The following is a 10,190-nucleotide window of genomic DNA, read 5'->3' as shown; positions in this document are numbered from 1 at the left end:
GCGGGGCTTAGCGGCGTTTGGCCATCTCATTGATGAAACGGTCGAACAACGGCGCAACGTCGTGCGGGCCAGGGCTGGCTTCAGGGTGGCCCTGAAAGCTGAAGGCGGCCTTGTCGGTACGCTCGATGCCCTGCAGGGTGCCGTCGAACAGCGACTTGTGGATCGCGCGCAGGTTACCCGGCAGGCTGGTTTCATCCACGGCAAAACCGTGGTTCTGGCTGGTGATCATCACCACGCCAGTATCGAGATCCTGCACCGGGTGGTTGGCACCGTGGTGGCCGTGGCCCATTTTCAGGGTCTTGGCGCCGGAGGCCAGGGCCAGCAACTGGTGGCCGAGGCAGATGCCGAATACCGGGATGTCGGTTTCCAGCACGTCCTTGATCGCCTGGATCGCGTAGTCGCACGGCTCAGGGTCGCCTGGGCCGTTGGACAGGAACACGCCATCGGGATTCAGCGCCAGCACTTCACTGGCCGGGGTCTGCGCCGGCACCACGGTCAGGCGGCAGCCGCGCTCGACCAGCATGCGCAGGATGTTCAGCTTGACGCCGTAGTCGTAGGCGACCACGTGATAAGGCAGCTCGCTGGCCGGGATTTCCGGGTGGCTGTCGTTTTTCAGATTCCACACGCTGGAGCGCCACTCGTAGCGCTCGGTGCAGCTGACCACCTTGGCCAGATCCATGCCCTTGAGGCCAGGGAAGCTGCGGGCCAGCTCCAGCGCCTTCTCTTCGGTAGCGTCATCGCCAACCAGGATGCAACCGTTCTGCGAACCCTTCTCGCGCAGGATGCGGGTCAGGCGACGGGTATCGATGCCGGCAATGGCGACGGTGCCATTTTCCTTCAGGTACTCGTCCAGCGGCTGCTTGTCGCGCCAGTTGCTGGAAATCAGCGGCAGATCACGGATGATCAGGCCGGCGGCCCATACGCGATTGGACTCGGCGTCTTCCGGCGTGGTGCCGGTGTTGCCGATGTGGGGGTAGGTCAGGGTAACGATCTGCTGGGCATAGGAAGGATCGGTAAGGATTTCCTGATAGCCGGTCATGGCGGTGTTGAACACCACCTCACCGATGGTCTGGCCATCGGCCCCGATTGATTCGCCGCGAAAGATGCTGCCGTCAGCGAGGGCCAGAATGGCGGGTTTAGGGGCTGGCTTAGTCAAGAAGACCTCCGTCTCGATCAAGGCTTGAAGCAAACGCAGATTGTAAAAAAGCGGGATGACGTGTGAAGGTCATCCCGCTTTTTTATCAGAGCCATTTCTGCGTAACTTTTAGTGGACACACTAAAGCGGGAAGCTTACAGGAAAGAGCCAAAAATCGAAAGTCGAAAAGGGCAAAAAGGCATACCCGCTTCCCACCGGCGAGCCTGAGACAGGGTTGACAGCGCTGAGACGCCAGGAAACCATTGGTACTTCTTACAGGTTTCGCATGAGAAACCCCTGATGAGTACCAAGATCAGCATCGAAGATGCTGCACGCCAGCTCCACATAAGCCCTCAGCGCACCCGCACGCTCTGCCGCACTCAAGCACTGCGAGCCGAGCGAGTCGGCAAGACCTGGATCATCGACCAGGAAAGCGTGACCCAATACGGATTAAGAACAGCACACATGATTGCAGAGGATCATCCTGCCTATCACGCGCCCGAGCGCAGCAAGAGCAGCCCTGTCGCGCTGAGTTTTTTCTCCGGCGCCATGGGTCTCGACCTTGGCATGGAGAAGGCCGGTTTCGACATACGCCTGGCCTGCGAATTCGATAAGTACTGCCGCCAGACCATCGCCCTGAACCGCCCCGACACAGCGTTGCTGGGCGATATCAACAGTTGCTCCGCCGAGCAGGTGCTCGAAGCTGCCGGCACGCCACGCGAGGCTATCGACGTCATCATCGGCGGGCCGCCCTGCCAGGCCTTCAGCACGGCCGGCAAACGCAAGGCCTTCAATGACGAACGCGGCAACGCCTTTCTCAAGTTCATCGATCTGGCGCTGGAGATCAGGCCACCCTATATCGTCATCGAGAACGTACGCGGCCTGCTGTCCTGCCCGATGGATCACCGCCCACATGACCAGCGCGGCCCGGACTTCCCCGACCTGTCCCTCGACGAGATGAAGGGCGGCGCACTGAACTTCGTCCTGAGCAAGCTGAGCAATGCCGGCTACGCCACCTCGTTCAACCTGTACAACTCGGCCAACTTCGGCACGCCACAGATTCGTGAGCGCGTCATCATCATCTGCTCACGAGATGGCAAGCCTGCGCCCTTCCTGACACCGACCCACAGCGAGGACGGTGCTCAAGGGCTGCCGGCCTGGCGCACTGTCCGCCAGGCGCTGGAGGGACTGAACAGCCACAACCACCTGAACTTCCCGGAAAAGCGCCTGCGCTTCTATCGCTTGCTCAAGGCCGGGCAGAACTGGCGCAACCTGCCCGAGGATCAGCAGCGTGAAGCACTGGGCAAATCCTACTTCGCCGGAGGCGGCAAGACCGGCTTTCTGCGTCGCCTGGCCTGGGACAAACCATCACCCACCCTGGTAACGCACCCTGCCATGCCGGCCACCGACCTGGCGCACCCGGAAGCGGATCGTCCGCTGTCGATCGAGGAATACAAACGCATCCAGGAGTTTCCGGATGACTGGCAACTGGCCGGGCCACTGATCCAGCAGTACAAACAGGTCGGCAATGCCGTGCCGATCAGCCTGGGACATGCCGTCGGCAAACTGTTGCGGGATCTGCTGGCAGGCAAGGCAAAAGAGGCACCACGCCATTTCCGCTTCTCGCGCTACCAGGCCACCTGCCATGAAGAATGGCGCAAGGCCTTCGAGCAGCAACGACGCAAGGCGCAACTGGAGCTGGCGATCAGCTGATGACTCAGGCCTCGGAATTGAAACGCAGCAGGCGCGTCCAGTCGATGGCGCCCTGCTCGTCACAGAATTCGAGGGTGAATTCACGGGTGAACTTGTTGATCATCTGCCCGTAGCTTTCAGCGAACTCATCGTTGCGTTCGCGCGCCTTGAAGCCCAGCGGCTCGATCAGCTCCACGTAGAGTTGGTCGTCCCCCGAGATGAATGACCAGAAGCGCTGACCGCAGTACTTGTAGTAGCTGCCTTTGTCCGGGTTGTTGTCGCGGCCATAGCAGCAGCCATTGACGGCGACGACCTGCAAGCCGGAATTGCCCGTGCGCAAGGTGCGCTGCGCGGTCAGGAAATTGGTTTTCATCTGACCGATCTGCGAACTGTTGCCCCAGTTCGGGCCGGACTTGATGGCCACGATGTAGCGCCGTCCGTCGCGGTCGAACTCGAGATCGACGCCGGTAATACCGGACTTCCAGCCACCGTAGACCTGGCCATTGATGAAAATGGCCAGTCCCTCCAGCCAATCACCGAACAGCGTCTCCTCGTTGGAGGAAATGTGCGCATCGACGATGCCGCGAATGATCTGCTCCGCGGTCAGCACGTGCTTGGCCCTGTACATGTAGGGGTTCTTGCGCTTGAGCACATCCTTGAGTTTCAGGCGCCCCAGACTGGCGATGCGCTTCTCGTGGAAGGCACCAATGTTCAGTTCGACGTAGCGGGCCACGTCATCCAGATTCAAAGGCGTCATCAGTTACCCCGGAACATCCATGCACGAGCGGGAGGCAAGCTCCCGCCTCCCTTTGCCCTATTTCAGGCCCAGCACATCCTGCATGTCGTACAGTGCGGCATCACGCCCCTGCAGCCACAGCGCCGAACGCACGGCGCCCTTGGCGAAGGTCATGCGACTGGAGGCCTTGTGAGTGATCTCCACACGCTCGCCATCGGCGGCGAACAGCACGGTATGGTCGCCCACCACGTCACCGGCACGCACGGTGGCAAAGCCGATGGTTTCACGTTCGCGCGCCCCGGTCTGGCCTTCGCGGCCATACACAGCGACCTTCTGCAGATCACGGCCTAGGGCATTGGCGACCACCTCCCCCATACGCAGGGCAGTGCCGGAGGGTGCATCCACCTTGTGCCGGTGGTGGGCTTCGATGATCTCGATATCCACGTCGTCACCCAGCACGCGGGCAGCGGTATCCAGCAACTTCAGGCAGAGGTTGACGCCCACGCTGTAGTTGGCGGCAAAGACGATGGGAATCTGCTTGGCGGCCTCATTCAGCAGCTGTTTTTCCTCAGGGGAGAAACCGGTAGTGCCAATGACCATGGCCTTGCCGGCCTGACGGCAGACTTCCAGGTTCTTCAGGGTTACCGAGGGGTGGGTGAAGTCGATCAGCACGTCGAAATCGGCAACCGCCGACGCCAGGTCGCCAACCAGCTTCACGCCGATCTTGCCCAGGCCAGCTAGCTCACCGGCGTCGGCGCCGATCAGGCTGCTATCGGGACGATCGATGGCGGCCTTGAGCGCGGCGCCCTCGGCCTGCTGTACGGCTTCGATCAGAATCTTGCCCATGCGCCCGGCGGCGCCCATTACTGCGATACGTTGCATAACAATTCAGCTCCAAGCTGACGCATCGAGACGCGGACGGGAGCCGCGCCCGATACGCTGTTTTATACGTCGCCGAAGAAGCGCTTGACGCCTTCGAACCAGCCACTGGCCTTGGGCGAGTGGGAGTCGTCACCCTGCAGCGACTTGCGGAACTCTTCGAGCAGCTCGCGCTGACGCTTGTTCAGGTTGACCGGCGTTTCCACCGCCACCCGGCACATCAGGTCGCCGGCACCACCGCCACGCACCGGGGCCACGCCCTTGCCGCGCAGGCGGAACAGCTTGCCGGTCTGGGTGCCTTCGGGGATCTTCAGCTTGACCCGGCCATCGAGGGTCGGCACTTCCAGCTCGCCACCCAGGGCGGCATCGGCGAAGCTGATCGGCACTTCGCAGTACAGGTGCTTGCCGTCACGTTGGAAGATCGCGTGCTCGCGCACGTTGACCACCACGTACAGATCGCCCGCCGGACCACCATGGGAGCCGGCCTCGCCCTCGCCGGACAGGCGAATGCGGTCGCCGGTATCGACGCCCGGCGGCACCTTGACCGACAGCGTCTTGCTCTCTTCCACGCGGCCCTGGCCGTGGCAGCTGCCACAGGGGTCGGTGATCATCTTGCCGCTGCCGTGGCAACGCGGGCAGGTCTGCTGCACCGAGAAGAAACCCTGCTGCATGCGCACCTGGCCAATACCACCGCAGGTGGTACAGGTGACCGGGCTGGTGCCCTTCTTCGCACCGCTGCCATCACAGGTCTTGCAACTAACCAGGGTCGGCACGCGAATGGTCACGCTGGTGCCACGCACCGCCTCTTCCAGATCCAGCTCCAGGGTGTAGCGCAGGTCGCTGCCACGCTGGGCGCCGCCACGCGAACCGCCGCGGCTGCCACCAAAAAAGTCGCTGAACACGTCACCGAAGATGTCGGAGAAGTTGGCGCCGCCGAAACCGGCACCGCCACCACCGCCCATCTGCGGATCGACGCCGGCATGACCGTACTGGTCGTAGGCCGAGCGTTTGGCCGCATCGGAGAGCACCTCGTAGGCCTCGTTGGCCTCCTTGAATTTCTCCTCGGCGTCCTTGTCGTCCGGATTGCGATCCGGGTGGTACTTCATCGCCAGGCGACGGTAAGCCTTCTTCAGCTCCGCCTCGCTGGCGCCGCGCTCGACACCGAGCACTTCGTAATAATCGCGTTTAGCCATGGGTTTTCTGCACCTTCAAAATTCGCACCCTCCAGACACGCCGACGCGGGAGCAAGCCCCCGCGCGACGGATTGCCTCGCATGGCGAGGCAGAGCACAAGCGAGCCGAGGCTTACTTGTTGTCCTTGACCTCTTCGAACTCGGCGTCGACCACGTCGTCACCGGCGTCCTTGGCGTCGTGCGCGTCAGGCTGGGCAGCGCCCGGCTGCGGCTGTTCGGCGTACATCTTCTGCGCCAGCGGCGTGGTGGCCTCGGACAGGGCGTTGATCTTGGCCTCGATGGCCGCCTTGTCGTCGCCCTTGACCGCAGCTTCCAGCTCGCCGATAGCCTTCTCGATGGCCGCTTTCTCGTCGGCAGTGGCCTTGTCGCCCGCCTCGGTCAGCATCTTGCGAGTGGCGTGTACCAGTTGGTCGCCCTGGTTACGCGCAGTGGCCAGCTCTTCGAACTTGCGGTCTTCCTCGGCGTTGGCCTCGGCATCACGCACCATGCGCTCGATTTCGTCATCGGACAGACCGGAGTTGGCCTTGATCACGATGGACTGCTGCTTGCCAGTGGCCTTGTCCTTGGCGGACACGTGCAGGATGCCGTTGGCGTCGATATCGAAGGTCACCTCGATTTGCGGCACGCCACGCGGAGCCGGCGGAATCTCGGCCAGGTCGAACTTGCCCAGCGACTTGTTCTGCGCGGCCTGTTTGCGCTCACCTTGCAGCACGTGAATGGTCACGGCGCTCTGGTTGTCATCGGCAGTAGAGAACACCTGCGACTTCTTGGTCGGGATGGTGGTGTTCTTCTCGATCAGCGCAGTCATTACGCCACCCATGGTTTCGATACCCAGGGTCAGCGGGGACACGTCGAGCAGCAGAACGTCCTTGACGTCACCGGCCAGAACGGCCCCCTGAATGGCAGCGCCCATGGCGACGGCTTCATCCGGGTTGACGTCCTTGCGGGGTTCCTTGCCGAAGAACTCGGTCACCAGCTTCTGTACCAGCGGCATGCGGGTCTGACCGCCGACCAGAATTACGTCGTTGATCGAACCCACGTCGACACCGGCGTCCTTGAGCGCGATGCGGCAAGGCTCGATGGTGCGCTGCACCAGATCCTCGACCAGCGACTCCAGCTTGGAGCGGGAGATCTTCACGTTCAGGTGCTTCGGACCGGTGGCATCTGCAGTGATGTACGGCAGGTTGACGTCGGTCTGCTGGCTCGAGGACAGCTCGATCTTGGCCTTCTCGGCAGCCTCCTTCAGGCGCTGCATGGCCAGCGGGTCGCCCTTGAGGTTCATACCGGTTTCTTTCTTGAATTCGTCGACGAGGTAGTCGATCAGACGAATGTCGAAGTCTTCACCACCGAGGAAGGTGTCGCCGTTGGTAGCCAGCACTTCGAACTGGTGCTCGCCATCGACTTCGGCGATCTCGATGACCGACACGTCGAAGGTACCGCCGCCCAGGTCATAGACGATCACGGTGTGGTCGCCCTTGGCCTTGTCCATACCGTAAGCCAGCGCAGCCGCAGTCGGCTCGTTGATGATGCGCTTGACGTCCAGACCAGCGATGCGACCCGCATCTTTGGTGGCCTGGCGCTGGCTGTCGTTGAAGTAAGCCGGAACGGTGATGACCGCTTCGGTGACCGGCTCGCCGAGATAGTCTTCGGCGGTCTTCTTCATCTTCTTGAGGATTTCAGCCGAGATTTGCGGCGGAGCCATCTTCTGGCCATTGACCTCGACCCAGGCGTCACCGTTGTCAGCCTTGGCGATCTTGTACGGCACCATCTGAATGTCTTTCTGCACGACTTCTTCGTCGAAACGACGGCCGATCAGACGCTTCACCGCGTAAAGGGTGTTATGTGGGTTGGTCACGGCCTGACGCTTGGCCGACTGGCCGACGAGGATTTCACCGTCGTTGGCGTAAGCGATGATCGACGGCGTGGTACGAGCGCCTTCGGCGTTCTCGATTACCTTGACGTTGCCATTTTCCAAAATAGAGACGCAGGAGTTGGTAGTCCCCAGGTCGATACCGATAATTTTGCCCATGAATATTCTCCCGAAACTTTGATTTTTCCGTCGCCTCGTTTCTCAGGCGCCGGCAGCACTAAAACGCTTGACTTAAAAATGGGGTCGTTACAGCTGATTTCAAGCCTGCTCGTCGATACTCGGCGGCAGCGTCGTTGGCGCCTTGCTGACCACGACCATGGCCGGGCGCAGCAGGCGACCATTGAGCACATAGCCCTTCTGGAACACCTTGAGCACCGAGTTCGGCTCGGCATGAATGCTCTCTTCCATGGCCATGGCCTGGTGGTGCTCCGGATTGAACGGCGCACCGTGCGGATCGATGACTTCCAGGTTGTAGCGAGCCAGGGTGTCGTGGAACAGCTTGAGGGTCAGTTCCATGCCTTCACGTACGGCCTTGATCGATACATCGTCAGGGCTGGACAGCTCCAGACCACGCTCCAAGCTGTCGATTACCGGCAGCAGATCACCGGCGAACTTCTCCAGCGCGAATTTGTGCGCTTTCTCCACATCCTGCTCCGCGCGACGACGCACGTTCTGCAGATCGGCAGCCATGCGCAGCGACTGATCCTGCGCAGCAGCCAGTTGCTCTTCCAGCGTTTGCACGCGAGCAGCCAGGTCATCGCCCGCCGCAACAGCATCTGCCGCCTGCGCCTCGGGGTTCTGCGTATCCAGGGTCTGTTCGTCAGCCATGCCTTTCTCCTCTCGAAAAAACTGGCGCGATACCGGCTCGCGCTCCTGCCGCCTATATGGAGTCAATTCCACAGGTTTCAAGGGGCGATAGGGAGGATTGCCAGAGAAAGAAAAAACACTGTATAAATAACCAGACATCAATTCGGGAGCGTTCGCCATGCTGGTGCACCTGTCCATTCACAACTACGCCATCGTCGACCATCTGGATCTCGAACTGGATGCTGGCATGAGCACCATCAGCGGCGAAACCGGCGCTGGCAAGTCGATCATGCTCGACGCCCTCGGCCTGTGCCTGGGTGACCGCGCCGACAGTGGCGTGGTACGCCCCGGAGCGGACAAGGCCGACCTGCTCGCCAGCTTCGACCTGAGCGACATTGCCGAGGCCCGCGCCTGGCTGGCTGAACGTGACCTGAACAACGACGGCCCATGCATCCTGCGCCGCGTCATCACCGCAGAAGGCCGTTCGCGCGGTTATATCAACGGCACGCCCAGCCCACAGAGCGACCTCAAGGCACTCGGCGAACTGCTGATCGACATTCACAGCCAGCATGAACATCAGTCGCTGCTCAAGAACGATACCCACCGCCGGCTGCTCGACGAATACGCCGGCAGTCAGGAACTGGCGCGCCAGGTACAACTGGCGGCGCAACGCTGGAAGCAGACCCGCAACGAGCTGGAGCGCATTTCCAGCATTGGTGACGAGCAACGCGCCCGCCACCAGTTGCTCAGCTACCAGCTGGAAGAACTGGAAAACCTCGCCCTCGGCGAGAACGAGCTGGAACAACTGGAGCAGGAACACAAGGCCCTGAGCAACGCCGAAGCCCTGCTTGGTGCCTGTCGTCAGGTACTCGACCTGTGCAGCGAGAGCGACGCCGGCAACGTGCTGTCGGCACTCACCGCCAGCCTCAACCGCCTCGGCGGTTTCGGCAACCAGAGCAACGCCCTTGGCGAAGCCAGCAACCTGCTGGCCAGCGCGCAGATCCAGGTGGAAGAAGCAGTCGGCGAGCTCAACCGCTTTCTCGATCATTTCGACGCCGACCCTGAACGCCAGCAGAGCCTCGAAGAGCGCCTGGATACCATCTACACCCTGGCGCGTAAGCATCGCATTCAACCCAGCGAGCTGGCCGCACTGCAGCAACAGCTGTTCGAGGAACTGGAAGGGCTCAATGCCGACGACCAGGCCAGCGAGCGACTCGCTGAGGAACTGGCTGCCTATGCCCGCCACTATCAGGAAAAAGCCGCCGAACTAAGCACCCTGCGCGGCAAGGCTGCCGAACGCCTGGCCAAGAAAGTGGAAAAGGAAATGCAGACACTGGGCATGCCGGGCGGCCGCTTCAGCGTGCAACTGCAGAGCCTGGAAGGGACTGAACCCCAGGCAAACGGTCTGGAGATCGTCGAGTTTCTGGTCAGCGCCAACCCGGGCCAACCGCTGCGCCCGCTGGCCAAGGTGGCTTCGGGCGGGGAACTGTCGCGTATCAGCCTGGCGATCCAGGTGATCACCGCACAAACCTCCCGCGTACCGACCCTGGTCTTCGATGAGGTGGATGTCGGCATCGGCGGCCCCACCGCCGAGGTAGTCGGCCAGCTCCTTCGCCGCCTCGGCGAGCGTGGTCAGGTGCTGTGCGTCACCCACCTGCCGCAAGTCGCCGCACAGGGTCATCAGCATCTGTTCGTGCACAAACGCCGCGGCCAGGGCGCCACCTCCACCGCAGTGAGCAAGCTCGACGACCAGGGCCGCATCGAGGAAATCGCCCGCATGCTTGGCGGCGTCGACCTGACCGAAGAATCACTGGCGCATGCCCGCAAGATGGTCACCAGCGCCCAGGCAGCATGAATGCCCCGCTCAGGAGCGTAACGC

8 protein-coding genes are annotated in these 10,190 nt (G+C 61.9%); 2 read left to right on the top strand and 6 right to left on the bottom strand.

Annotation, left to right across the window (positions count from 1 at the left end):
* Positions 1-7: 7 nt before the first annotated feature.
* Positions 8-1,156: a glutamine-hydrolyzing carbamoyl-phosphate synthase small subunit gene (carA, locus tag HS968_RS05525; protein WP_119694729.1), complete on the bottom strand. Its 1,149-nt coding sequence runs from the start codon at positions 1,154-1,156 to the stop codon at positions 8-10.
* A gap of 279 nt (positions 1,157-1,435) precedes the next feature.
* Between carA and HS968_RS05520 the strand changes: the two genes are divergently transcribed.
* Positions 1,436-2,848, top strand: a complete 1,413-nt coding sequence (locus tag HS968_RS05520) for a DNA cytosine methyltransferase (protein WP_182370491.1) — start codon at positions 1,436-1,438, stop codon at positions 2,846-2,848.
* Positions 2,849-2,852: 4 nt separating this feature from the next.
* On the opposite strand, the gene HS968_RS05515 is transcribed toward HS968_RS05520, so the two are convergent.
* The 5 genes from HS968_RS05515 to grpE form a co-directional block, all read right to left on the bottom strand.
* Positions 2,853-3,584, bottom strand: coding sequence for a PmeII family type II restriction endonuclease (locus HS968_RS05515; protein WP_119694731.1), 732 nt, complete (start codon positions 3,582-3,584; stop codon positions 2,853-2,855).
* Positions 3,585-3,641: 57 nt separating this feature from the next.
* Complete coding sequence (gene dapB, locus HS968_RS05510) at positions 3,642-4,445, bottom strand: 4-hydroxy-tetrahydrodipicolinate reductase (protein WP_182370490.1); 804 nt, start codon at positions 4,443-4,445, stop codon at positions 3,642-3,644.
* Positions 4,446-4,507: 62 nt separating this feature from the next.
* Complete coding sequence (dnaJ, locus tag HS968_RS05505; RefSeq protein WP_179623988.1) at positions 4,508-5,635, bottom strand: molecular chaperone DnaJ; 1,128 nt, start codon at positions 5,633-5,635, stop codon at positions 4,508-4,510.
* Between the two features lie 111 nt (positions 5,636-5,746).
* Positions 5,747-7,663: a molecular chaperone DnaK gene (dnaK, locus tag HS968_RS05500; RefSeq protein WP_119694734.1), complete on the bottom strand. Its 1,917-nt coding sequence runs from the start codon at positions 7,661-7,663 to the stop codon at positions 5,747-5,749.
* 99 nt (positions 7,664-7,762) lie between these two features.
* Positions 7,763-8,332 (bottom strand): nucleotide exchange factor GrpE, encoded by a 570-nt coding sequence (grpE, locus tag HS968_RS05495; protein WP_182370489.1) that lies wholly within the window; start codon positions 8,330-8,332, stop codon positions 7,763-7,765.
* A 157-nt stretch (positions 8,333-8,489) separates the two neighbouring features.
* Between grpE and recN the strand changes: the two genes are divergently transcribed.
* Positions 8,490-10,166, top strand: a complete 1,677-nt coding sequence (recN, locus tag HS968_RS05490) for a DNA repair protein RecN (RefSeq protein ID WP_182370488.1) — start codon at positions 8,490-8,492, stop codon at positions 10,164-10,166.
* Positions 10,167-10,190: the final 24 nt, after the last annotated feature.

It is taken from the genome of Pseudomonas berkeleyensis, assembly GCF_014109765.1.
In the GTDB taxonomy this organism is placed as follows: Bacteria; Pseudomonadota; Gammaproteobacteria; order Pseudomonadales; family Pseudomonadaceae; genus Aquipseudomonas; species Aquipseudomonas berkeleyensis.
Note: the sequence above shows the minus strand (reverse complement) of the source record. Positions and strands in the feature narration are given on the sequence as shown.

What these genes read in the sequence shown, in the direction of transcription:
- HS968_RS05520 (WP_182370491.1), top strand. Translation starts at nt 1,436, where the DNA reads ATGAGTACCAAGATCAGCATCGAAGATGCTGCACGCCAGCTCCACATA.
- HS968_RS05515 (WP_119694731.1), bottom strand. Translation starts at nt 3,584, where the DNA reads ATGACGCCTTTGAATCTGGATGACGTGGCCCGCTACGTCGAACTGAAC.
- dapB (WP_182370490.1), bottom strand. Translation starts at nt 4,445, where the DNA reads ATGCAACGTATCGCAGTAATGGGCGCCGCCGGGCGCATGGGCAAGATT.
- dnaJ (WP_179623988.1), bottom strand. Translation starts at nt 5,635, where the DNA reads ATGGCTAAACGCGATTATTACGAAGTGCTCGGTGTCGAGCGCGGCGCC.
- dnaK (WP_119694734.1), bottom strand. Translation starts at nt 7,663, where the DNA reads ATGGGCAAAATTATCGGTATCGACCTGGGGACTACCAACTCCTGCGTC.
- grpE (WP_182370489.1), bottom strand. Translation starts at nt 8,332, where the DNA reads ATGGCTGACGAACAGACCCTGGATACGCAGAACCCCGAGGCGCAGGCG.
- recN (WP_182370488.1), top strand. Translation starts at nt 8,490, where the DNA reads ATGCTGGTGCACCTGTCCATTCACAACTACGCCATCGTCGACCATCTG.